Origin of the sequence: Virgibacillus ihumii, from assembly GCF_902726655.1 — a bacterium.
Lineage (GTDB): Bacteria > Bacillota > Bacilli > Bacillales > Amphibacillaceae > Lentibacillus > Lentibacillus ihumii.
On record NZ_CACVAN010000001.1, the window covers coordinates 2,706,880 to 2,727,738 of the forward strand.

31 protein-coding genes and 1 tRNA gene are annotated in these 20,859 nt (G+C 37.9%); 26 read left to right on the forward strand and 6 right to left on the reverse strand.

Annotated elements, in window-relative coordinates; genetic code table 11:
• Positions 1–59 precede the first annotated feature (59 nt).
• Positions 60–875 carry a pyrroline-5-carboxylate reductase gene (gene proC / locus HUX68_RS12985; protein ID WP_425509518.1) on the forward strand — a complete coding sequence of 272 codons (816 nt, stop codon included), beginning with the start codon at positions 60–62 and terminating at the stop codon, positions 873–875.
• A 57-nt stretch (positions 876–932) separates the two neighbouring features.
• Here proC and HUX68_RS12990 read toward each other — a convergent pair whose 3' ends face one another.
• Positions 933–1,142 (reverse strand): hypothetical protein, encoded by a 210-nt coding sequence (locus tag HUX68_RS12990; protein WP_174615238.1) that lies wholly within the window; start codon positions 1,140–1,142, stop codon positions 933–935.
• Between the two features lie 246 nt (positions 1,143–1,388).
• On the opposite strand from HUX68_RS12990, the gene HUX68_RS12995 reads away from it, so the two are divergent.
• The 4 genes from HUX68_RS12995 to HUX68_RS13010 all read left to right on the forward strand — a co-directional run bounded on the left by HUX68_RS12995 (position 1,389) and on the right by HUX68_RS13010 (position 4,812).
• A complete protein-coding gene (locus HUX68_RS12995; protein ID WP_174615239.1) occupies positions 1,389–2,192 on the forward strand; it encodes a glutamine ABC transporter substrate-binding protein in 804 nt (267 codons plus the stop codon).
• A 216-nt stretch (positions 2,193–2,408) separates the two neighbouring features.
• Entirely contained in the window at positions 2,409–3,068 is a 660-nt protein-coding gene (locus HUX68_RS13000; RefSeq protein WP_174615240.1) for an amino acid ABC transporter permease, read from the forward strand.
• On the forward strand, positions 3,068–3,790 hold the full coding sequence (locus HUX68_RS13005; RefSeq protein WP_174615241.1) for an amino acid ABC transporter ATP-binding protein: 723 nt from the start codon (positions 3,068–3,070) through the stop codon (positions 3,788–3,790). Before HUX68_RS13000 ends, HUX68_RS13005 begins: the two co-directional genes overlap by 1 nt.
• Positions 3,791–3,882: 92 nt before the next feature.
• Positions 3,883–4,812 (forward strand): aldo/keto reductase, encoded by a 930-nt coding sequence (locus tag HUX68_RS13010; RefSeq protein WP_174615242.1) that lies wholly within the window; start codon positions 3,883–3,885, stop codon positions 4,810–4,812.
• A 240-nt stretch (positions 4,813–5,052) separates the two neighbouring features.
• Here HUX68_RS13010 and HUX68_RS13015 read toward each other — a convergent pair whose 3' ends face one another.
• The gene (locus HUX68_RS13015) at positions 5,053–5,736 is read right to left on the reverse strand and encodes a deoxynucleoside kinase (RefSeq protein WP_174615243.1); all 684 of its coding nucleotides are present in this window, start codon (positions 5,734–5,736) and stop codon (positions 5,053–5,055) included.
• Between the two features lie 230 nt (positions 5,737–5,966).
• Complete coding sequence (locus tag HUX68_RS13020) at positions 5,967–6,611, reverse strand: deoxynucleoside kinase (RefSeq protein ID WP_174615244.1); 645 nt, start codon at positions 6,609–6,611, stop codon at positions 5,967–5,969.
• Positions 6,612–6,765: 154 nt separating this feature from the next.
• Between HUX68_RS13020 and HUX68_RS13025 the strand changes: the two genes are divergently transcribed.
• Positions 6,766–6,838 (forward strand) — tRNA-Arg (locus HUX68_RS13025).
• Positions 6,839–6,894: 56 nt separating this feature from the next.
• Here HUX68_RS13025 and HUX68_RS13030 read toward each other — a convergent pair.
• The 3 genes from HUX68_RS13030 to HUX68_RS13040 all read right to left on the reverse strand — a co-directional run bounded on the left by HUX68_RS13030 (position 6,895) and on the right by HUX68_RS13040 (position 9,068).
• Complete coding sequence (locus tag HUX68_RS13030) at positions 6,895–8,043, reverse strand: tyrosine-type recombinase/integrase (protein ID WP_174615245.1); 1,149 nt, start codon at positions 8,041–8,043, stop codon at positions 6,895–6,897.
• A complete protein-coding gene (locus HUX68_RS13035; RefSeq protein WP_174616458.1) occupies positions 8,015–8,398 on the reverse strand; it encodes an ImmA/IrrE family metallo-endopeptidase in 384 nt (127 codons plus the stop codon). Before HUX68_RS13035 ends, HUX68_RS13030 begins: the two co-directional genes overlap by 29 nt.
• Positions 8,399–8,678: 280 nt before the next feature.
• Positions 8,679–9,068 (reverse strand): helix-turn-helix domain-containing protein, encoded by a 390-nt coding sequence (locus HUX68_RS13040; protein ID WP_174615246.1) that lies wholly within the window; start codon positions 9,066–9,068, stop codon positions 8,679–8,681.
• 124 nt (positions 9,069–9,192) lie between these two features.
• Between HUX68_RS13040 and HUX68_RS13045 the strand changes: the two genes are divergently transcribed.
• From HUX68_RS13045 to HUX68_RS13140, 20 genes are all read left to right on the forward strand, one after another.
• On the forward strand, positions 9,193–9,417 hold the full coding sequence (locus HUX68_RS13045; RefSeq protein WP_174615247.1) for a helix-turn-helix transcriptional regulator: 225 nt from the start codon (positions 9,193–9,195) through the stop codon (positions 9,415–9,417).
• 217 nt (positions 9,418–9,634) lie between these two features.
• Complete coding sequence (locus HUX68_RS13050) at positions 9,635–9,919, forward strand: helix-turn-helix domain-containing protein (protein ID WP_174615248.1); 285 nt, start codon at positions 9,635–9,637, stop codon at positions 9,917–9,919.
• A gap of 95 nt (positions 9,920–10,014) precedes the next feature.
• Positions 10,015–10,773, forward strand: a complete 759-nt coding sequence (locus HUX68_RS19330) for a phage replisome organizer N-terminal domain-containing protein (RefSeq protein WP_174615249.1) — start codon at positions 10,015–10,017, stop codon at positions 10,771–10,773.
• Between the two features lie 12 nt (positions 10,774–10,785).
• Complete coding sequence (locus HUX68_RS13060; protein WP_174615250.1) at positions 10,786–11,565, forward strand: ATP-binding protein; 780 nt, start codon at positions 10,786–10,788, stop codon at positions 11,563–11,565.
• Position 11,566: 1 nt separating this feature from the next.
• Complete coding sequence (locus HUX68_RS13065; protein ID WP_174615251.1) at positions 11,567–11,749, forward strand: hypothetical protein; 183 nt, start codon at positions 11,567–11,569, stop codon at positions 11,747–11,749.
• Between the two features lie 104 nt (positions 11,750–11,853).
• Complete coding sequence (locus tag HUX68_RS13070) at positions 11,854–12,069, forward strand: hypothetical protein (RefSeq protein ID WP_174615252.1); 216 nt, start codon at positions 11,854–11,856, stop codon at positions 12,067–12,069.
• 2 nt (positions 12,070–12,071) lie between these two features.
• Positions 12,072–12,500: a hypothetical protein gene (locus HUX68_RS13075; protein WP_174615253.1), complete on the forward strand. Its 429-nt coding sequence runs from the start codon at positions 12,072–12,074 to the stop codon at positions 12,498–12,500.
• Positions 12,493–12,747 (forward strand): hypothetical protein, encoded by a 255-nt coding sequence (locus HUX68_RS13080; RefSeq protein WP_174615254.1) that lies wholly within the window; start codon positions 12,493–12,495, stop codon positions 12,745–12,747. Before HUX68_RS13075 ends, HUX68_RS13080 begins: the two co-directional genes overlap by 8 nt.
• Before the next feature lies 1 nt (position 12,748).
• Positions 12,749–13,015 carry a hypothetical protein gene (locus HUX68_RS13085; RefSeq protein ID WP_174615255.1) on the forward strand — a complete coding sequence of 89 codons (267 nt, stop codon included), beginning with the start codon at positions 12,749–12,751 and terminating at the stop codon, positions 13,013–13,015.
• A gap of 22 nt (positions 13,016–13,037) precedes the next feature.
• Complete coding sequence (locus HUX68_RS13090) at positions 13,038–13,241, forward strand: hypothetical protein (protein ID WP_174615256.1); 204 nt, start codon at positions 13,038–13,040, stop codon at positions 13,239–13,241.
• Between the two features lie 36 nt (positions 13,242–13,277).
• On the forward strand, positions 13,278–13,760 hold the full coding sequence (locus tag HUX68_RS13095; protein WP_174615257.1) for an ArpU family phage packaging/lysis transcriptional regulator: 483 nt from the start codon (positions 13,278–13,280) through the stop codon (positions 13,758–13,760).
• Positions 13,761–14,195: 435 nt separating this feature from the next.
• Positions 14,196–14,447 carry a hypothetical protein gene (locus tag HUX68_RS13100; protein ID WP_174615258.1) on the forward strand — a complete coding sequence of 84 codons (252 nt, stop codon included), beginning with the start codon at positions 14,196–14,198 and terminating at the stop codon, positions 14,445–14,447.
• Positions 14,448–14,452: 5 nt separating this feature from the next.
• Positions 14,453–14,686, forward strand: a complete 234-nt coding sequence (locus tag HUX68_RS13105) for a pilin (protein ID WP_174615259.1) — start codon at positions 14,453–14,455, stop codon at positions 14,684–14,686.
• A 12-nt stretch (positions 14,687–14,698) separates the two neighbouring features.
• Positions 14,699–14,890, forward strand: coding sequence for a hypothetical protein (locus HUX68_RS13110; protein WP_174615260.1), 192 nt, complete (start codon positions 14,699–14,701; stop codon positions 14,888–14,890).
• 100 nt (positions 14,891–14,990) lie between these two features.
• Entirely contained in the window at positions 14,991–15,590 is a 600-nt protein-coding gene (locus HUX68_RS13115; protein WP_174615261.1) for a hypothetical protein, read from the forward strand.
• A 52-nt stretch (positions 15,591–15,642) separates the two neighbouring features.
• Positions 15,643–16,290 (forward strand): hypothetical protein, encoded by a 648-nt coding sequence (locus tag HUX68_RS13120; RefSeq protein WP_174615262.1) that lies wholly within the window; start codon positions 15,643–15,645, stop codon positions 16,288–16,290.
• 226 nt (positions 16,291–16,516) lie between these two features.
• Positions 16,517–17,278 (forward strand): hypothetical protein, encoded by a 762-nt coding sequence (locus tag HUX68_RS13125; protein WP_174615263.1) that lies wholly within the window; start codon positions 16,517–16,519, stop codon positions 17,276–17,278.
• Between the two features lie 17 nt (positions 17,279–17,295).
• Complete coding sequence (locus HUX68_RS13130; RefSeq protein ID WP_174615264.1) at positions 17,296–17,517, forward strand: hypothetical protein; 222 nt, start codon at positions 17,296–17,298, stop codon at positions 17,515–17,517.
• The gene (locus HUX68_RS13135; RefSeq protein WP_174615265.1) at positions 17,498–18,559 is read left to right on the forward strand and encodes a toprim domain-containing protein; all 1,062 of its coding nucleotides are present in this window, start codon (positions 17,498–17,500) and stop codon (positions 18,557–18,559) included. Before HUX68_RS13130 ends, HUX68_RS13135 begins: the two co-directional genes overlap by 20 nt.
• Positions 18,543–20,852: a VirD4-like conjugal transfer protein, CD1115 family gene (locus tag HUX68_RS13140; protein ID WP_174615266.1), complete on the forward strand. Its 2,310-nt coding sequence runs from the start codon at positions 18,543–18,545 to the stop codon at positions 20,850–20,852. Before HUX68_RS13135 ends, HUX68_RS13140 begins: the two co-directional genes overlap by 17 nt.
• Positions 20,853–20,859 lie beyond the last annotated feature (7 nt).

Below are 20,859 nucleotides of genomic sequence, written 5' to 3' on the forward strand. Positions count from 1 at the left end.
TTTTTGTTGATAAATAATTTTGTATGATAATGTTTAATTCAAAAAAGGAGGTTATGTCAATGGATAAAAAAGTCGCTTTTATTGGAGCTGGTTCGATGGCTGAAGCGGTTATTTCCGGTATAGTGCATGCAGAGATTCTGCAAAAAGAAAAGATTGTTGTAACAAACAGAAACAATAAGGAACGAATTGACCGATTGGAGCGCCGGTATCAGATACAAAGTATTCAAGACAAAGAGAAAGTTGCTGTCGATGCTGATATTGTTGTTTTGGCTACGAAACCTTATGATCTGGAACCAGCCGTACAATCGATTAAAGAATATTTAAACCCAACTCAGCTGGTTATTTCCGTGATTGCGGGAATTTCAACCGATGATATAACAGCATTAATCGGAAATCATTCCCCTGTAATCCGGGCCATGCCCAATACCTCTGCTTCGATTGGTTATTCTGCTACAGCGTTATCCGCCGGGAAGTATGCCCGGGAAGAACATATGGCGGAGGCACAAGCATTATTTGATACGATCGGGACAACAGTGATCGTTGAAGAAAATGATATGCATACCGTTACAGGAATTTCCGGGAGCGGGCCGGCTTATATGTACTATTTTGTCGAGGCAATGGAAAAAGCAGCAGTTGAAGCTGGACTGGACAAAAGAACTGCAATCGAACTAATCGCACAAACGGTTGTCGGTGCGGGTGAAATGCTTAAACAGTCAGGTGAAACGGCAGCATCGTTAAGAAAGAAAGTAACCAGTCCTGGCGGAACCACACAAGCCGGGCTTGAAGCACTTTCTGCCGGCGGATTTCAGGAAGCTGTTCAGGAATGTGTTAGAAATGCCCGTAAGCGGTCTATTCAGCTTGGGGAAAAGAAATAGCCTGTTCATAACATAAATGGAAAAAACGCTCTTAAAATCCCATGTAAGAGCGTTTTTTTAGCAGCTTAGAAAGTTAACTTTGTAGGTGGAATACGCGTAACAACAAAAATATTTATAGTCGAATTTTGGCATTTTCTCATAGATTACTGCAATTTCCTCTTTATAATGATCAAAGTTTGTAACTGCTTCGTCAGCAAACATCTGCAAATCAGAAAAATCAGCTTCGACTACAATGTCTTTTTCATCCTTTTCAACAAAATCTTCCAACTAAAACTATAGCTCTTTACTGTTTGGAGGTCGATGATTCATATCACTTTTTGCATATTTTTAGTTATTTGCATTATTTAAGCGTTATTAGCATTAAATATCAGAATGTGGACAATCTAACGAGTATAAGCCTGTCAAACGCCATCATATATCCAAATTTGGTTTAAAATCATATTTTTCGAAAAAGTGGGTATTTGGTAATATTAATAGTATGTATTGCTTAAAAAATCAAAGGGGGTAACAACATTGAAAAAGAAAAAGTGGAGACATTTGGGGCTTATTTTGTTTTCTGCCTTTCTCATAGCTGGTCTTGCAGCATGCGGCGGTGGTGAAGGTTCCAATGGATCCGGAGATGATGGCGGATTAAAAGATAAATATACCGTTGCGACGGATACCGGATTTGTTCCGTTTGAATTTAAGAAAAACGGTGAGTATACGGGTTTTGATATTGAACTTATTAGGGCAATAGCCGATGAAGTAGGTTTTGAAATTGATTTGGCACCGACAAACTTTGATGGAATTATTCCGGGTCTGCAAACAGGCAAATTTGATATTGCTATTGCAGGTATCGGTATTACTGAAGAACGTGCCAAAAAGATTGACTATAGTGATCCTTACTACAAATCGGGGCTGCGTATTGGTGTGCCGAAAGACAATACATCAATTAAAAGTCTTGAGGATCTGGAAGGAAAAACAATTGCAACCAGACTCGGGTCAACCAGTGCCGCCTTTATAAAAGAGAATATTGAAGGTGCAACAGCCAACGAATATCAACAGATGAGTCAGGTGTACCTGGCAGTGGAAAACGGAAGTGCCGACGCTGTTCTGTATGATGCGCCAAACGTCGCGTATTACATTAAGACAGAAGGAAGCGACAAATTGAAGATGGTCGGCGAATTGTATAAAGCTGAAAATTACGGTATTGCCATTTCCAAGGGGCAGGATGAATTGGTGAAAGCTATTAATGATGCACTGGCAACCCTTAAGGAAAATGGAACGTATGCTGAAATTTATAAAGAATGGTTTGGAGAAGCACCACCAAAAGAATAATAAATGCAGTAAAAGGGTGTAACCATCCGGTTGTTACACCCTTTTAAACTTTTTACGAGGATAACCGGCGGTCCACCCCCAACTGCAAACAAAGTATTATAAACGGGGATAAACTGCCGATAGATGCTGGATTCAATCAACTAACAATCATTGGGCTGAGTGGGGAAAAGAATTACCCTAATGATTCACGTTACAGACAACAAGAGAGGTGAAAGGATGCTGGACAGATTTAATTTTGCCGGTGTTGTTGAATTTTTACCACAACTGATGACCGGTCTTTATTATACGCTGCTGATCTCAGTAGTTGGTCTTTTAATAGGCTTTATTCTTGGTGCTATTTTTGGATTAGGGCGTATATCAAGATTTAAAATAATTTATTGGATATCGAGTGTATATATTGAGATTCTGCGCGGTACTCCGGTACTGGTTCAGGCGATCTGGATTTTCTATGCACTGCCGCTGATCATTCAATATAATTTTGATTCCGTTACAGCTGGTATTATTGTTATTGCTTTAAACTCGGGTGCATATATCGCAGAAATTGTGCGTGGTGCCGTTGTATCAATTGAAAAAGGTCAGATGGAGGCAGGCCGGTCACTTGGTCTGAGTCATCGGCAGACGATGCGCTACATTATTTGGCCACAGGCGTTTAAACGAATGATTCCACCATTGGGTAACCAGTTTATTATCAGTATTAAGGATACATCGCTATTATCAGTAATTCTTGTTCCGGAATTGATCTTCCAGGGACGTCTGATTGCAGCCAACCACTTTAATGCTGTTGAAATCTATACAACCGTTGCCTTTTTCTATCTGGCAATCACGCTGACATTGTCCTTCGTCTTGAGCATTCTTGAAAGGAGGCTGGATGTCTAATGATAACCGTTGAAGATTTGCATAAAAGCTTCGGAAAATTAGAGGTGCTGAAGGGAATTGATTGTAAGGTTGAACAAAAAGAGGTTGTTTGTGTAATCGGTCCGAGTGGCTCCGGTAAAAGTACATTTTTGCGATGTTTGAATCTGCTTGAGGAAATAACAAGTGGTGACGTTATCGTTGACGGTGCACATTTGAACGATCCAAAAACAAATATTAATGAAGTACGAAAAGAAGTTGGGATGGTTTTTCAGCAGTTTAATCTGTTCCCGCATAAGTCCGTTATTGAAAATGTCATGCTTGCTCCGCAGAAAGCACGTGCCATTAGTAAAAATGAAGCGAAGGAACGTGCCCAAAAATTACTGGAAAAAGTCGGATTAAGCGATAAATCGGAAATGTATCCGAATCAGTTATCAGGCGGTCAGCAGCAACGAGTGGCAATTGCCCGGGCACTTGCCATGGAGCCAAAGATAATGCTGTTTGATGAGCCTACATCAGCACTTGATCCGGAACTAGTCGGTGAGGTGCTTGCGGTTATGAAGCAGCTTGCTTATGAAGGAATGACCATGGTAGTTGTAACACATGAGATGGGATTTGCCAGAGAAGTCGGCGATCGTGTTCTCTTTATGGATGAAGGAGTTATTATGGAGGAAGGCGATCCGGAGCAGATTTTTACCAATCCGGAATCAGAGCGGACGAAAGAGTTTCTGAATAAAATATTGTAATCATAAAAAGCTGTCAATCTGTTGGATTGGCAGCTTTTTATTTGATACCAAGCCGAGTACTGAATATGATATAGGAAAGGTGGGATATAGTGATGGTTAATAAAGTGGAATTAGGTAATACAGGCTTACAAATCCATCCTGTTGGACTTGGTGCAAACAAAATAGGACATGCAAATAAGGAAACAAACACCGAATATGGTGGAAAAATTATTACGGAAGCAATCGACCATGGGCTGAATTTCATTGATACAGCGTTCATGTACGGCAATGGACTTTCTGAGGAAATTATCGGAAAGACACTAAAAGAATCAGGCGATCGCAGCAAAGTTGTTTTGGCAACAAAAGGATCAAACCGTTGTGAGGGTGATAAAGTAGTTCATGATAATACCCCTTCATTTTTGAATCAAACCGTGGAAGATAGCCTAAAGCGACTGCAGACCGATGTGATTGATTTGTTTTATATTCATTTTCCGGATGATGATACACCAAAATATGAAGCTGTCGGGGCACTGCAGCGTTTGCGGGAGGCAGGAAAAATCCGTGCCATCGGCGTTTCCAACTTTTCCATGGAGCAGTTGAAAGAAGCCAATCAAGATGGCTACCTGGATGTAGTGCAGGGGCATTATAATCTGCTCGAACGCTCAGCCGAAAAGGAATTGTTTCCTTATTTACTCGAAAATGAGATTTCGTTTATACCATATTTTCCTTTTGCATCAGGCTTACTGGCCGGTAAATATACGGAAAACACGGTTCTTTCTGATCGGTTAAAGAAAAGACCTCAATTTCAAGGAGAAACGTATCTTAGTAATTTGGAAAAAGTGGACTATCTGCATCAGATTGCCGACAAACATGGGGTGGCACCGGCACATGTGGTGCTTGCCTATTATTTGAAACTTGATCCGATTGACGCAGTTATTCCGGGAGCGCGCAATGTTAAGCAGGTCACGGATAATTTGAAAGCAGCTGAAGTTAATTTATCAGCTGAAGATGTAAAAACCATTGAAGAAGTTTTTCCTGCCTGAGCATAGTTTGGAAATTGCTTGCGTGAAGGCAGCTCAAACTTGGGAGAGAAAAGCTGAAACTCGCGAGAGACAGCTAAATTTCGGGAGAGAGTAGTCTGAACTCGGGAGACAACAGCTCAAAGTCGGGAGAGAAGAGCCGAAACTCGGGAGAGAGCAGTCTAATGTCGGGAGAAAAGCTAAACAAGGAGTGACAGGAAATTATAATCGGTGCCCCAGATTACAGGAGCACCGATTTTAGTTTTATCGTATAAGTTCTCTTGTCTTCCATTTTCGTGATTGCTGGATGAAGTGTCCGACTTTTTCCAGAATCGGTTCGATGGTGTCTTCCTTATTGATCAAGTCATAATCGGAAATGTTAACCCGCAGAATGGGACAGGAGTTAAAATTGTTGATCCAGTTTTCATAACGGTTATACATTTCTTCCCAATATGAAATTGGCGTATTTTTTTCCATTTCCCTGCCGCGCACTTGAATTCGCTCCAGCACCTCATCGAATGAACCTTCCAAATAAATCAAAAGATCGGGATGTGGGAAATACGGCGTCATGACCATTGCCTCAAACAGGTTTGTGTATGTTTCATAATCTGTTTTCGACATTGTACCATTTTCATAATGCATTTTTGCAAAAATACCTGTGTCTTCATAGATGGAACGGTCCTGGATGAATCCACCGCCATACTCAAAAATTTTCTTCTGCTCCTTAAATCGTTCAGCCAGAAAATAAATCTGCAAATGGAAGCTCCACCGTTCAAAATCCTCATAAAATTTACCAAGGTACGGATTTGCATCAACTTTTTCCAATGACGTTTTAAAATTCAATGCATTCGCTAACGCCCTGGTCATCGTTGATTTCCCAACCCCCACAGTACCGGCAATTGTTATGATGCTGTCATGTGGAATCTGGTATTTATCACGTAATTTCATATTTGGTTCCCCTTTTTTCATTGTCTAGCTCCAGCGCCCAGCGACTAGCAAACTTCACACTTCCTCACTACGATAAAGAAGACTTGCCGATGGTGAAACCAGAGGCCTAGTCGCACTTATACCCTTGTGGTGAAAGTCAACATCGGTTCGCTTTCAGCTCACCGTGTTTCCTTTATCTCATTGCGGAGTGCTCCAGTTTGTACGTCGCTAAACGGGCACTTACGCTTTTCTTATTTGGACATCACCTGATGATTATTCAGCTGTTGTTCGACCTTTTTTATTATCATGTCCAGGTCATCTTGATGCTTTACAAAGTCTGTTTCATCTCCATTAATGCGGATGACCGGGATTTCTGGATGAAGCACTTCGAATTCATTCATATAATCCTCATAATCCTTTGCCAGCTGTGCCAGGTAGGATGGCTTAATATTCTGCTCAATTTCCCTTCCGCGCATGCGAATTCGCTTCAAAATGGTATCAAGGCTGGCATGTAAATAAATCATCATATTCGGAACAGGCATATCCTTCGTCAAAATGTGATAAATCTGCTCATATTTCTTAAATTTGTCATCCTGTAACGTTCGTTTTGCAAAAATCATGTTTTTTGATATATGATAATCGGCGATGACTGCCCGGTTTTTGTCGAGATACTTTTTCTCAATGTCTTCCAGCTGTTTGTAGCGATTGCATAAAAAGAACATTTCCGTTTGAAAGCTCCACTCATCAATATCATCATAAAATTTACCGAGAAACGGATTTTCCTCGACAATCTCCCTTAATAGATGAAAATTAAAATGGACAGAAAGTTTTTTTGCAAGTGATGTCTTACCAATCCCAATCGGACCCTCAATTGCAATAAACGGGACTTCTGTCATAACGATCCCTCCAATCTATGTAACAAAATTCGACAGATGTACTTTATTTTAGCATATAAAAAAAGACAGTTCCATGTGAAACAAGATGAAGTGCTTTTCAAGAAGCCATCTGTTTTGTATAATAGTGATTGTTGCATTTTTAAATAGCAATTTTGCCCCCGTAGCTCAGGGGATAGAGCATTGGTTTCCTAAACCATGTGTCGCAGGTTCGAATCCTGCCGGGGGCGTAGTTTCAAAACATATCAAGTTTTTATTTGGTCACGGATTGGTCACTTTTAGTCTGCTAAAGCGAATAACTGTTCGTGACTTTTTCTTCTTTTTTGAATGCAGATTCTAATGATTCAGCAACAGCCTCTTGCATGTTTGGCAGCATATGGGAATAGGTATCAAGTGTTACTTGAATACTTGAATGACCAAGACGTTCCTGTACAATCTTAGGATGCGTTTTTAATCCAAAAAGCATGGATGCATGTGTATGCCGTAAATCATGGAACCGAATCTGTGGCACTTTTTCCCGATTTATGCAACGCTTAAATGCTCGAATGATGTTTGAAGGCTCCACTTTGTTTCCAAAAGCTGTTGCAATGACAAGATTATTATCTGCATAGTCACGACCGACACCCATTTTCTTTTCTTTCTGTAAATTGTAATGTCTTTTTAATTCAAAAATGTCGGAATCTGTAACGGCTATTGATCGGTAACTCGAATTATTTTTCAGATTAGCAATCCGGTATTTTTCCTCTTCACGCTTTAATGCCCTTCGAACATAGATTGTTTTATTATTAAAGTCGATACAATCCCACTTCAAACCAAGAATTTCACCTTGTCGCATTCCTGTAAAAGCAGCCAAATACCAAGCTATAAAAAAGTTCTCCTGCCGAGTAGCATCGAGAAAACTTTTCAGTGTTAGCATATTCCAGTGTTTCATTTCATTTTTGGCTACAGATGCAGGTTCTGCTGCATTGGCAACGTTCTTCGGCAATCCTTCCATGCGACAGCCTTTTTCAAGCGCATTACTTAAAATTCGGTGTATATGATGTATGGATCGTTCTGATAGCTCCCCTTGTTCCAGCAGCCCATCATAAAAGTTCTGTACATCATTTGGGGTTAGTCTAAATACCTGTATAGCACCAAGTGCTGGCTTTATATGATTGTCAATGTACGACTTATAATGCGCATATGTAGAATATGCCACACGAGTTTGTTTATGTTTGAGCCATCTATCAAGGTAATCGCTCATTAATTCTTTCGACGGTTCAACATAAGAGCCACGCTGCAATTCCGACATCATATCATTCATGGCCTTTTGCGCTTTTTTCTTACTAGAAAACCCTGACACTCGTTTCTGTTTACGTTTTTTTGTAACTGGATCACGGCCAATATCTAATACAAATGAATACATATTACCACGCTTGACTATAGAACCTTTCATTTAGTACCTTCCTTTCGTACATTTCTAGTCTTTTTGAAGCAAATTCATATTCGACATTAAATAATATAGCTATTTTGTAGGCTGTCAAATTTTCAATTTTTTCTAGCATAAAAGTTGGTACACAAAAATGGTATGCAAAATTCTCTGCCTGGTACTCTTGCAAATCCCGGAATAGATAATGCATTTTCAATTGCTGTCCTACATGCCGGAGACGATGCCCTAATTCATGACAAAAGTTTTGCCATTCTTGTTGTATTGTGGATTTAACAAGTATAATATCATTTTCAATACTGAAACTGAAATTTGATTCACGGTAAACAATGTTTATGTTGAGCTTTTTAGCTATGGTGAACATGTCCAAATGATGTGGTTCGTAGATGTCTAATTTGAAGCATAAATCGTTGATGAATTCTTCTATATATGTGTAAACCAATTTAACACCTCAATAATAGAACCTATGTTCCGTTTTGTGCTATAAAAGAGAGTATACAAAAATATGTATACCTTTTTGGGATTTTGTCCATAAACAAAATTTTCCTATATAATTTTACTTATATATCAGCTTATCCGAATGTTATTTATCAAAGTTAACAGTTTTAAGCTATGAGAACACATCATCCACTAGCTATAATAGTTTATTCTCTTTTCTTACTTTGCTTAAACTTAATATAATCGTATACATCCTCAAGGTCTTCTGCTGTCATGTTAGCCAGATCATGAAACATTAAATCCGCATCTGGGAATTCAGTTGCTATTTTATCCATGATTGCTGATTTTTCATCGTTATATTCTCCCTTTTCCTCTATATACCCGGCCATGACGAGTAATTTATCATAAGAATAGTAATAAGCCTTTGCAATCAATTTAAGTGTATCAGGGGTCGGTTTTACGTTTTTACCTGATCGCTTATCGTATCCTTTTTCAATAGTATCTAAATAGGTATGACTGATTCCGATTCGTTTGCTTGCTTCCCTCAGTGATTCTTTACCTCTTAATTCTTTTAACAGTTTTCCTATCTCAGACATGTTTCTCACCCCTGTAATTCATACTTTACAACATGTAATCAGAAAAATAAACAATTTTTTTGTAAAACATTATTGACGATATTGTTATTCATGTGTTACATTACGTTTATAGGAGGTGTTAATCATGGATAACAAATTACGGAAAATCCGAAATGAACGCGGAATGTCAATATCTGAACTTTCAAGACGGACAAAAATTTCCCGTCAATCTATTACGAAAATAGAATTGCATGACTCAGAACCATCAGGTATTACAATGTTGACAATTTCAAAAGCGTTAGATCGTGATCCACGTGAAATTTTTTTTACTGGGTCTGTTATACAAGGTTTACAAAAACAAACCGTGTAGGAGGTTATTTGATTGGGATTGAAACTCGTTTTTCAAAACGGAACAGTTCTAGCAGATAGTCGTGAAGTCGCTGACATGGTTAATATCTAAAAACAAGATAAACCATCTTACATGATTGATGATCCAGTAAAGTGTGCTGAATAATGGATCACCGAGCGTAAAGAGTTAGGCGTTCAATATAAACAATAAAAACGAGCAATTAAGGTTGGTGAAATAAATGTCCTTCGAAGACACAATCCGTCAAATTGTCCGGGAGGAAAACGAAAAACATTTAAACAATATTAAAAAACTACTTAAAGAGCATGGGTATCAGGAAGCCCCCCGTCTTCTTAAAGTGCCGGAAGCAGCTCAGATATTAAGAATCGGTAGAACAGCAACCTATGAACTTTGTCATCAGTCTGAACATAACGGCTTCCCTTGTATTAGGGAAGGGAACAAAATCCGCATTCCTTATACATCGTTGATGAATTGGGTTGAAGAACAGACCAAAGATGTAGTCTAGGTAAAACGCTTTATATTTAATATATCGAAAATGCTGACAACATTCAACGCTATTATGAAAATAAATCAGTAAATTAAAGCGAAAGGTGGCTTCAAATGCCTAAGAAGTACTATTGGCTAAAACTAAAAGAAACGTTTTTTAATCAAAAGGAAATTAAGCTGTTAAGGCGATTAGCTGGAGGAGATACTTTTACAATTATATATCTTAAGCTACTGTTACTCAGTCTTAAAAGCGAAGGGTATATTTACTTTGAAGATATCGGAGATGATTTTGTAGATGAACTAGTTTTAGAGATAGATGAGGATAAGGATAATATTAAAATGACGCTGTCTTATTTGTTTTCAAAAGGATTGATAGAAACGTTTGATGAAAAGGAGTATTACCTTAATGGTATTCCGGAAATGATTGGCAGCGAAAGTGAGTCGACAAGGCGAGTAAGGAAGTTCAGGAAAAGAAAAAAACAAGAAGCGTTACAATGTAACGGGGATGAAACAAATAGTAACACAGAGAAAGAGACAGAGAAAGAAACAGAGATAGATAGAGAGAGAGAACAACAACGTACATCCGAAATCATTCATTTTTGGGATAACAATGGATTTGGGTCGAATAATATTCAGGCAAAAAAACAGTTGTTGTTGTGGTTGGATGATTCATCATTTAAAAACTCTGAAAAAATTATACTCAAGGCTATGGAGATAGCGTGTGCCAATAATAAAAGACAGTTGAATTACATTGAGGGAATTCTCCGAAATTGGCAAAATGAATCGTTATTGACGCTGGAAGAAATCAAGGATAGCAATAAAGAACATAAGAAGCAAACTGCTGCAAATGATGGTTATAATTACGGATTTTAGGAGGTTTTCCTGATGGAAAGTATCAAACAGCATATAAAAATTCCGAAACATAATCTACTTCAAACGTTTGTGTGTGATGGTTGTAATCAGTACGTGTCACAAACAGAATTGATCATACCTTCTGGACCACGTGAAGGAGAACGAGTGATAGCAAATTACGGATGCAGATGTGAAGATATCAAGCTGGCTAAGGCAGCTGAACAAAAATACAGTCGCCTCAAACGTAGTAAGCTAATGGACAGTTTTAATTATTATTCGCTGATAAATGACTCCCTGAAAGAAGCAACATTAGATAACTTTGAGTTACTCGACAGCAACTTAAAAAGGGCTAAAGAAAAGGTGTTGGCGTACATTCATTCATTTGATCGAAAACAAAATCTCTTATTGAAAGGCAATTATGGAACCGGAAAAAGTCATCTTTCAATTTCTATAACGAAAGAGTTGATGAAAAGAGACTACGAATGCTTGTTTCTCTCCCTTCCAAAATTGTTCACTAAAATCAAGCGAACCTATGACACTAAAGGGATCACAGAAGATGAGTTGCTAAACGTTATTCAACATGTGGATTTATTAGTGCTAGACGATATTGGGGCAGAACAACAAACGGAATGGTCTACGTCTAAACTTTTCGAGACACTCGATGATCGCTCAGGGAAAGCAACTATCTATACCACCAATTTAAGTAGTGATGAACTCAAAGAACGGGTGAATGAACGGAACTTTTCAAGAATGATGGACAATACAAACGTTATCGTTATAAATAGTTTAGATTACAGAAGGAGGAATTTTTGAGATGTGGAAAGGTATGAAAAGCGTGATGGTGTTTGACCCAAAGGATAGCCAAGTGGAGACCGACAGGAAATGGCGGGAATGGATGCAACATAAAAGCTCCGTTGGTGACAAATATGTACCAACGGTAGCTGAAACAAGGAAATATCTCGATAAATTGGAAAACAGAAAGCACCGATACGCCTAAATATCAAACTTTCTATTTTCAAATTAAGATATTTTCTAGTATAGCATCATTTATTTATATGTAAAACGGTTATTTGAACAGTTAAATGTTTTTGGAAGGATATGATGCAGGCCATCAACAAATATGAAGAAAAGAAACTGGTCATTCATGCCAATTATTCAGAGGTACATTTCATTCGTGAAGCATTATTTTCATTTCAGTTACGGATGGAATCGTTAGACGGACCAGATAGTGAGGAAGCAATAATCGTTAGGGAGCTGTTGCATGAGATTAGGAATCCGGAAGTAGAACAATCTTTTAAAGATAGAAAGGAAGTGTAAATATGAATTCCAACATACCTAAAAAGGCAGATGTCGTTCAAATAACAGATCTACGAATCGATCAGAACGCTGGAAAAGTTTGTACGTGTCATAAACCTAAACGAATTATTAATACAAAAAGTCGGCAGATTTATTGTGAACAGTGCGGTGCAAGATTAGATGCTTTTGATGTATTGATCAATTTAGCTAGACAAATGAAAGATGATAACCATGCAGTACACCGTCTTCGAGAACAGGCAGAACAATTAAAGAATTATAAGCCCTGGCTAAAGACTATACGGAATTTGGAGAAAGAATATCGGGGTAAAAAAAGGCTGCCCAATTGTCCACGATGTTCAGAACCTTTTTATCTGGAAGAGCTAACAAATTGGACTGATATAAGAATTGCGGATTCCAGAATTGCAAAATGGAGGGAAAAACAAAATGAATGATACCATGCAGCAACTACATGTTTATGAGTATTTAGGTAAAGAATCAGACCCGTTGTACCAAACCATTCTTCATTTACAACAAGATCATCCAGAATTTCTTTTAGATTCCAATATGTACTTCATGAAAAATTACCACGATTTTTATGAGTTATTATCTCGAAACAGCCATGAGTGCTTTGCAACACCAGAAGCATTATATAGTTATATAAGTATTTTAATCAATAACCGTTTATTGGGGAGGAAATGAAATGATTAATGAAATTCATGAACCCTATTATGCGTTGCTTAAAGCCGAAAATAAAGGAATAGCAAGACAAAAATATATAGAATATATTGCGGATGATGCAGAGGGGACTGTCGTGCATGACTTATATGAGATTCATCGAGATAAAGTGATTATAAAGCATAGCAGATCACTTAATGAGGACGGAGAACCTTTGCCTATTGATGAATTACTGGATGAAATAAAAGATGATAATGCTGACGTGTTGCTAGTAGATGGAAGTTTGTTCTAAAAACCATAAGGAGTGATAACGAATGAGTACAACACAATCAATTCAAACGTACATGCGGCGGGAATGGGATTATTATGATAAACATTTGGGCAAAGCCTTAGTGGCAGTTGAGAATGGCAACTTATATAACGCTTCTGTTTCTTTTCAGCGAATTGCTTGGACATTGCGTTCTTTAGATAAATATCACCCTCCGAATCATCGGAAGCATAAAGAGGAAAGGGATTAAGATTTATTGGTACTTCAAGGAAAGGATGAATTCAATATGTATGTTGTATCAGAAATGGAAAATCTATTTACACAAAAAGAACTTGATGAAGTCCTAAAAAATGTGAAGCAATTTTATATTCATTATGCGGAAGAAAATTGGTTGAATCGGTATAAAAAAATTAAGCGACTTTCAAAGGAAACGAGCCTACCAAAATTAGTTGTACCACTATCAGATATGCCATACGGTTCTTCCGATTTCAAAAACAGTAAAGTTGAAAAGAGTGCAATGAAATCTATTCAAGCTGCCGAGTGGTTAGACATACTGCATCAAGCGATTGATTCATTAAATGATATGGAACGGGAGCTTATTCAATTAAAGTATATTAACAGAAGAAATGATGGCGGGCAATATAGTGATGAAGTGATATTTCAGCAACTTTTTGTTGGCAAAACGAAATACTATCAGATAAAAAAACATGCATTGGAGATGCTGGGGAGAAAACTATACGCGATACTGACAGAGGGAGATTATGTATAATGGTTACTTTTGTTCACACCATCAAAAAGTCATTATTCGTAATGTTACTGCTTGCTTTATTCATTGCATTTTCCATCTTTTGCGGTATTGTATTTTTGATTTTGTTGAATTGGTTCATGCATACCGAATTTTATATGAATATGGTAGATTCCGTTGAATTTTGGTTATGGGTATTAGGGGTTCCGTTCCTTTTTATTTTCTTCATTTTCTGTGCAAAGCTATAATCTAAACACGATAATGTGTCAATAGGGTTTGATCAAATACGAACAATTTTGCGAACAAAATGACGAACAAATTTGCAAACGAAACCGCGAACAAAATCCCATGAAATGGGTGTTATATTATTAGTATCAGGAAGTTTAGGAACTTCCGATAAGCTCTTTTCTTCTATTTGAGGAAAAGGGCTTTTTTTATAACAAAGGGAGGTGAAATCGCATGTCCGAGTCAACACAGAATCATTCATTTCAAAATGAAGGCGCAACAAAGAAACCAGCTATGAAAAGACGAAAGAAGCCGGCAAAGCCAGAGGGTTTCAAGGAATATGAATCCCTTGCAAAAAGTATTATTGAAGCCAACGGTCGGTCCTATTATGAGTGGCTGCATCAAAGGCATCAGGAAATTATTCTGGAGGTTAGTGTTAAAAACCAAAAACAGGTCACCAAAGCATTAACAAATAAAGGAGAGTGAGAAGCATGCAAGATTTGATTCAAACGATCACAAATATTACAAACGGTATTCAGCCGGTTGCACCAGTTTTAGCTGGTCTTGTATTGGTTGTGATTGGGCTGTTATGGACGTTTGCTAAGGACCCGCAGAAGAAAGAAATGTATGTTGGTTGGATGGTAAATGTGGGTATTGGCTTTGGTATTGTGTTCTTGGCTACAAGTCTTGTTAGCTGGTTTGGCGGTCGTGTTGTCGGCTTTTAAGGAGGTGTAGCAATGGGGAAGGCGAAAGAATATGTTTATTTTGTTAGCTATATGAATCAAGATGGTGGCGGAAATATTGATGTTACATTAAATGAACCAATTCATTCTATAAAGGATATTCGTGAAATGGAAGAAGCAATAGCTGTTGAATACGATTTAGATGACTCCGTTACGGTTCTGACATATCAACTACTGGAATCATAATGCAGGGCATTTTATTAATGCCTTTTTATTTATCCTTATAATCCTGTTTATCCCCATTACTTCGGATGGATGGGATTGTTTTATTCAAAGGAGGGGAAAGATGGCAGTTACAACGGATTTTGAAAAAGAGTTAGCAACGAAATATGCACAGTTATTGGATGCCAAACAAAAATTACAGGTGCAACCGGATGAAAAAGGAATTCAATGGAAATACGCACAACTGGAATTGGCTTATCAAGATACCATGGTAAAGTCAAAGCTTCCGCGTGATAAAATTCAAACAATTGAGGATGATGTTCAGAAGGAACATGATAAGGTAGTGCAGCAAACTGAACAGTTTAAGCAGACCTACAAAGAAGATGTTCTGGAGCAATTACAGCCTACGAAAGAAGAAACGAAATTTAAAGAATCCTACAAACAACAAGTGATGGATTTTTTGAACAAAGAACCAAGTGAGAAAGAATCGTCTCGGGAGGAAGATCAAAAAAGAGAACAAGACATAAAGGATTTTGAGGAAAAGCATGGGTACGAAAAAGTGTATGAGCTTAAGCGTGAAGTGTTAGATGAAATCAGAGAAATGGATTTAACCTCTGTACAAAAAAAGAAATTAACGCACATTGAGGATTCACTGGAAAAAGAGAAGAACATGAAACTTGGTAATGTAAAGGATAGTCAAAAAGAACAGGAAATGGAGATGTGAGGGCTTCCGATTGGGAGTTCCTTCTTAAAACCAAACGTAAGGAGGTGCCAGTGTGGATGATGTACAGTCCATTCAAAAACGTATGGAGCAAATAAATAAAATCATGGAACAACAAAGTCAATTCAATCAAGAAAATCCTGAAATGGGGAACATTCTTTTCGACCAATATGTATCTATGCTAGCTGAACAAGGTCATATTGATTGGATGATTCACCAAATGGATGGAGTTGAACAACTAGCAATAGGTGCAGACAATCTTCATCATGAATTGTTCCATGTCAATTTGCAGAATGAGGTCCTACATGTAAAACATCAGGAGTTGGAAAAACAAATATTTCAAGAGAGGAAACGGGTTTATGATTTGGAAAATGTGTTACAAGACACCAATGATGAAATGTATTCCAAAAATATAGAGGTTGAAAAACTTAAAGCAGAAAATCAGGAATTAAAGCAGACATTAGATATGGAAGAACAACCTGATCCTCTAAAAGAAATAACCGTAGATGAAGCATTGAAAAAGTTTGTCAATGGGGAGGAAATTTTTGCGAAGCATCCAGATGGTTCCGAGTCCTTAATTGAGGACGTTGATGAATTAGCAAGCAGCATCCATGAAGGAGAACAATTTGCTGTTGAAAGGGAAAATGAGCAGGAATCAGCATTACCAAAATATGATAAAAAAGATCACCCTATGGAAATGTAAGGACTCTCGGTTGGGAGTCCTTTTTTAAAAGAAACGAAGGAGGGATCGAAAATCAGTCATGACTTGGTTAGCAGTGAGTATTGTGTCTCTTTTCGTTGCTACATTTTTATTATCAAATGAATTAATGGAAAAGTACAGAAGTAAAAAGATGATGGTATTTTTGGCTTTAGCTATGGTTGTGAATTTTTATGCTGTATTCATACATCTTTTGGAGGTGAGTTAGTTTATGAATGTGACGAACAAAGTTTTTTCAAAAATTGTTAAGGATAAGCCTTTTCATGATTTTCAGCAACGATTTAAAAAAGTATTGAATAATTCGGATAAGCGAGCTTATGTATTAGAGCTAAGTAACGATCAATTAAAACAATTATATGATGGTGTGCTACCATCTATTGAAACGAGCATCTATGCCGAGATGGAGTATGTCATGGTAGCCATTAGCACCACTTATAATGTTATTCTCCAGCAGCAAAAGGAAGAAGTCGAGAAAAACATGAAAAAGAAACAGGATGCGAAAAACAAACGGAGTAACGGTATTCAATCATTGGGAGGTCATAAGTTCTTTTCGTTAAATAAACCATCCGAAGGTGAGCAGCAACAAGAAAAAGCCGATATATCATCCGGGGAAAAAGAAATACAGAAATATGTATACGGACGGATTAAGGCATTTATGGGTCATGGGGAATCGTTTCAGCGATTTGTTACGCACGTTGTTACGAATTATCAATCGCTGCAAAAACAGCGAATTGATGTCCTGATGATTAAAAATGCTGCCTATCAAACCTTTGAATCCACTTTATTTGACGAACCATTCATTGTTGAATATGGATTTAAAGAAGCCTATCAGCTGCATAATCAGTTAGTTCAAGCGTTCCATACAAAGTTTGATGAATTGTTGTTTACAGGGGAAGTATTAGATACAGATGAAAAGATCAATGAACAGGTGATTGACGTTATATTACGTAAGTTTGAATCGAAAATAGCTTAAAAAGGGAGATGAGTAACATGGTGAAAGATATGTTTTGGGATAATAGCGCTAGAGCCCTATTAATAGGTTTACTTGAAACGTATGGAAAAGATTATTTGGAAAAAGAAATGCCGTTTCCTGAAAACGTACAGCAAGGTATTCTTGGAACAGCAAAACATCATGTTGAGGAAAGGATGGGAGTAAAACATTTCGTCGAAGGTAAAACAGGAGATTATCCATATGAAACAAAATGCTTATAAAAAGCTCGTGTTTCAAAACATTGAAAATGCCTTAGATGAATTAAATGCAGAAGATAAAGGACACTACTTTATTTGTAATTGTCCTGAATGCCATGAACATGAAGCCTTTATGTATAAGAACAATCAGCGATTTATTCAATGTAACCGGGAAAACCATTGTGGTTCACGTATGATGCTGGAATTTCATGAAAAGGGGAATATGTCAGCATATGAAGAACAAATGGAAAAGACCTATCCGAATCTAACACCAGAACAACGACAAGCGTTAAATTGGTCGGCACGGGTTTTCTCTTTTGCCAAGACCGGTTTAAAAAGTAAATCATTAGATAATGGATACCGTGGACTTTCTACAAAAGTTTCACGGTCTTTTATTGCTGATTTACAGCGAGAAAAAGTGGTGCAGCATCTCTTTCAAAAGGCTGAACCATTACTGGGGAAGGATTACTCCCATAATAGCTGGATGTGCAAACGAAATTTGGTGTTTCCATTGTATGGGGAAGATGACACATTAGATAGAGTCTTGCTTCGCTCCAGTATGGATGAAACGATCGAACCAAAAGAAATACAACTTATTTTGAATCCTTCCAAAGAAACGAGGGATTTTTTCATGGATATTCCAGATCATGCTGAAACGGTTGTGATAAGTGAGTCTATATTGGATGCTCTCTCTTTCCGTGAAGTGGATGAAAATGTTGGATTCATTGCTTTAACCGGAGCTTCCAAAACACGAAAAGTAAAAGAGCATATCCATGATAACACAAACCAATGGTGTGATAAGCATGTGATTGTTGCGATGGATGATGATAAGGCGGGGTGGAAAGCAACACAAGATATTGTAAGTGCATTAGATCAGAAAGGAATTGATTGGTCGGTGTTTGATTACACTGGTGATTGTAAAGATGCAAATGAGAACTTACAAGACAATCGAAAAGCATTTGAAAAGGCGTATTATCAACTATCAACACACATGAAGGCTAAAGAAATAAATGCTGCATTAAAACAAGAGAAAGAAAGGGTGTTCAGTGTTGAATACGAACCATAAACCACTGACGGAACGATGGAGTAATGGAAAAGTCGTTAGCGTTTTTATAACGGGTGTAACCATAGCCAGTTTTTTTATGGCCAATTTCTTATTACACTTCTTTCAACAAGTGGGAAAGTTGATCATACGGTTTTCCGAAAATGCCAAGACATTTTCATTTGAATCCTTTTCCGTGGATTGGCATTCCTTTTTTATCTTCCAGGAAGAGCATTGGAAGTATTATATCGGGTTTTATATAGTGCTAGCTGTCGGGATTATCAAACTACTCTACAATATTAGGATGAATTATCAATCCATTAATCATGGGCAGCATGGAACGAATGAGTTTGAATCCGTAAAAAATATGAAAAAGCAATATCAGATCATACCGGCCTCCAAAGAAGCGTATGACGGAAAAGGTGGTACCATTGTTGGTGGTCTTCATCAAGGCAGAAACTATTCTTTATTAATTGATAATGCCCCTGTTCACACCATGATTATTGGGATTACGCGTTCCGGTAAAGGGGAAACCTTTGTTGTACCAATGGTGGATGTGCAAAGTCGGGCTAGTGAAAAGCCTTCTTTAGTTATTAATGACCCTAAAGGCGAATTGGCTGGTGCATCCTATGAAACATTGAAACAACGGGGATATGACGTATATGTTTTTAATTTGATTGAACATGCCATGAGCATGGGTTTTAACCCCTTACAGTTAGTAATTGATTCGTGGAAACAAGGTCGTGCTGCGGATGCACAAAGGTATGCCAACAGTGTGGCGTTTAGTTTGTATCACAATCCAGATGCGAAGGACCCTTTCTGGTCGAATAGTGCGAAGTCCCTTGTTACGGCGATTATCCTTGCTTTGACCGAGGATATGATAAAACTCGGAAAAGAAGAACGCGTTACCATGTATTCTGTTGCGAACTTTCTTTCCAGTAAAGGAAGTGATACGGATGACCAAGGGAACAATGCATTGGATGAATTTTTTCAAGCGAGGAATGAAAATAATCCAGCTCGCATGATGTATGCAACCAGTAACTTTTCCAAGGGTAATGCAAGAGGAAGTATTTTCAGCGTAGCCATGGATAAGCTGCAAATATTCACATTGGAACCAAACGCTAAGGTAACTTCACATAACAGTTTGGATTTTACGGAAATTGGATTTGGTAATAAACCGGTAGCTGTCTTTTTGGCAACACCTGATTCTGATCAGTCCAATGATGTGTTGGCAAGTATTTTTGTTAGTCAGCTATACCGTGTCAACTCGGAAAAAGCGACGAAAAGTAAGAATGGTAAGATGAAACGAAATGTCCATTTCTTACTTGATGAATTTGGGAACATGCCGCCAATTGATGGAATGGCCAGCATGGTAACAGTTGGTGCTGGACGTGGTTTCCGTTATCACTTAGTTATTCAGGCCTATTCCCAAGTAAAGTCGGCTTACGGAGATGATTCAGACACCATTATTGGAAACTGTTCCAATCAGATTTATATCCTGACAGAGGATAAAAGTACAGCAGAGCATTACTCCAGTATGTTAGGGAATCGAACGATAACGGATGTTGGTCGTTCCGGCCCGATTACTTCTACAGATAAATCACACAATGAGTCTACAAAAGAACGTGCATTGTTGACACCGGATGAATTAATGCGGTTAAAAGAAGGGCAATCCGTTTTAATCCGCGTAAATAAGCGACAAGATCAGAAACGAAGAAAGATTGAACCGAAGCCTATCTTTAACGAAGATGTAACCAGTCATAAGTTCCGGTATGAATACCTGGCCGATGACTTTGATACCGATCAATCCATTATGATGCTACCTCTTTTTTCCGATAAGTATCATGACATGGAGCTGCAGAAACTGGTGTATTCCGCAAAAGTCAATGGAGATGTATTTTTACGAATGAAAGATGTGATGACAGATGATGCATTTCAACGGTACAAAACCAGTGTATTACAAATAGAACAGAGTCAGGGGGATTTGGATGATGACGTAACACATGAATTGTTGCAATCTATCGAGAATTGGTCGTTCCTTCATTTCTTGAGTTTTTTGGTTTATCATCCTTCTTTTACACGGTTGCATTTACAGACAATGAACACGTTGAATACGTTTTTGTCGGAAGATGTTATGCAGCAATGGCGTGATAAAGCTACCAAACGAATTGAACAACAACTAAACAAACAGAAGGAACAAGAAAGGGCAGAGGCCGAAAAAGAAAGGATTGAGGAACTTCCAAATGAGGACAGCGAATCAGAAGATAATGAAGAACATCAAAAAGCTAAAAAGGTACGAGAAGAAGCTACAATGTAAATGGGAG

Coding starts and splice junctions, on each gene's coding strand:
- HUX68_RS13020 (WP_174615244.1), bottom strand. CDS start 6,611: ATGACAGAAGTCCCGTTTATTGCAATTGAGGGTCCGATTGGGATTGGT.
- HUX68_RS13075 (WP_174615253.1), top strand. CDS start 12,072: ATGAATTCCAACATACCTAAAAAGGCAGATGTCGTTCAAATAACAGAT.
- HUX68_RS13045 (WP_174615247.1), top strand. CDS start 9,193: ATGGATAACAAATTACGGAAAATCCGAAATGAACGCGGAATGTCAATA.
- HUX68_RS13000 (WP_174615240.1), top strand. CDS start 2,409: ATGCTGGACAGATTTAATTTTGCCGGTGTTGTTGAATTTTTACCACAA.
- HUX68_RS13005 (WP_174615241.1), top strand. CDS start 3,068: ATGATAACCGTTGAAGATTTGCATAAAAGCTTCGGAAAATTAGAGGTG.
- HUX68_RS13065 (WP_174615251.1), top strand. CDS start 11,567: ATGTGGAAAGGTATGAAAAGCGTGATGGTGTTTGACCCAAAGGATAGC.
- HUX68_RS13100 (WP_174615258.1), top strand. CDS start 14,196: ATGTCCGAGTCAACACAGAATCATTCATTTCAAAATGAAGGCGCAACA.
- HUX68_RS13070 (WP_174615252.1), top strand. CDS start 11,854: ATGCAGGCCATCAACAAATATGAAGAAAAGAAACTGGTCATTCATGCC.
- HUX68_RS13110 (WP_174615260.1), top strand. CDS start 14,699: ATGGGGAAGGCGAAAGAATATGTTTATTTTGTTAGCTATATGAATCAA.
- HUX68_RS13060 (WP_174615250.1), top strand. CDS start 10,786: ATGGAAAGTATCAAACAGCATATAAAAATTCCGAAACATAATCTACTT.
- HUX68_RS13040 (WP_174615246.1), bottom strand. CDS start 9,068: ATGTCTGAGATAGGAAAACTGTTAAAAGAATTAAGAGGTAAAGAATCA.
- HUX68_RS13095 (WP_174615257.1), top strand. CDS start 13,278: ATGTATGTTGTATCAGAAATGGAAAATCTATTTACACAAAAAGAACTT.
- HUX68_RS13090 (WP_174615256.1), top strand. CDS start 13,038: ATGAGTACAACACAATCAATTCAAACGTACATGCGGCGGGAATGGGAT.
- proC (WP_425509518.1), top strand. CDS start 60: ATGGATAAAAAAGTCGCTTTTATTGGAGCTGGTTCGATGGCTGAAGCG.
- HUX68_RS13115 (WP_174615261.1), top strand. CDS start 14,991: ATGGCAGTTACAACGGATTTTGAAAAAGAGTTAGCAACGAAATATGCA.
- HUX68_RS13085 (WP_174615255.1), top strand. CDS start 12,749: ATGATTAATGAAATTCATGAACCCTATTATGCGTTGCTTAAAGCCGAA.
- HUX68_RS13035 (WP_174616458.1), bottom strand. CDS start 8,398: ATGTTCACCATAGCTAAAAAGCTCAACATAAACATTGTTTACCGTGAA.
- HUX68_RS13030 (WP_174615245.1), bottom strand. CDS start 8,043: ATGAAAGGTTCTATAGTCAAGCGTGGTAATATGTATTCATTTGTATTA.
- HUX68_RS19330 (WP_174615249.1), top strand. CDS start 10,015: ATGCCTAAGAAGTACTATTGGCTAAAACTAAAAGAAACGTTTTTTAAT.
- HUX68_RS13135 (WP_174615265.1), top strand. CDS start 17,498: ATGAAACAAAATGCTTATAAAAAGCTCGTGTTTCAAAACATTGAAAAT.
- HUX68_RS13050 (WP_174615248.1), top strand. CDS start 9,635: ATGTCCTTCGAAGACACAATCCGTCAAATTGTCCGGGAGGAAAACGAA.
- HUX68_RS13125 (WP_174615263.1), top strand. CDS start 16,517: ATGAATGTGACGAACAAAGTTTTTTCAAAAATTGTTAAGGATAAGCCT.
- HUX68_RS13105 (WP_174615259.1), top strand. CDS start 14,453: ATGCAAGATTTGATTCAAACGATCACAAATATTACAAACGGTATTCAG.
- HUX68_RS13130 (WP_174615264.1), top strand. CDS start 17,296: ATGGTGAAAGATATGTTTTGGGATAATAGCGCTAGAGCCCTATTAATA.
- HUX68_RS13080 (WP_174615254.1), top strand. CDS start 12,493: ATGAATGATACCATGCAGCAACTACATGTTTATGAGTATTTAGGTAAA.
- HUX68_RS13010 (WP_174615242.1), top strand. CDS start 3,883: ATGGTTAATAAAGTGGAATTAGGTAATACAGGCTTACAAATCCATCCT.
- HUX68_RS13015 (WP_174615243.1), bottom strand. CDS start 5,736: ATGAAATTACGTGATAAATACCAGATTCCACATGACAGCATCATAACA.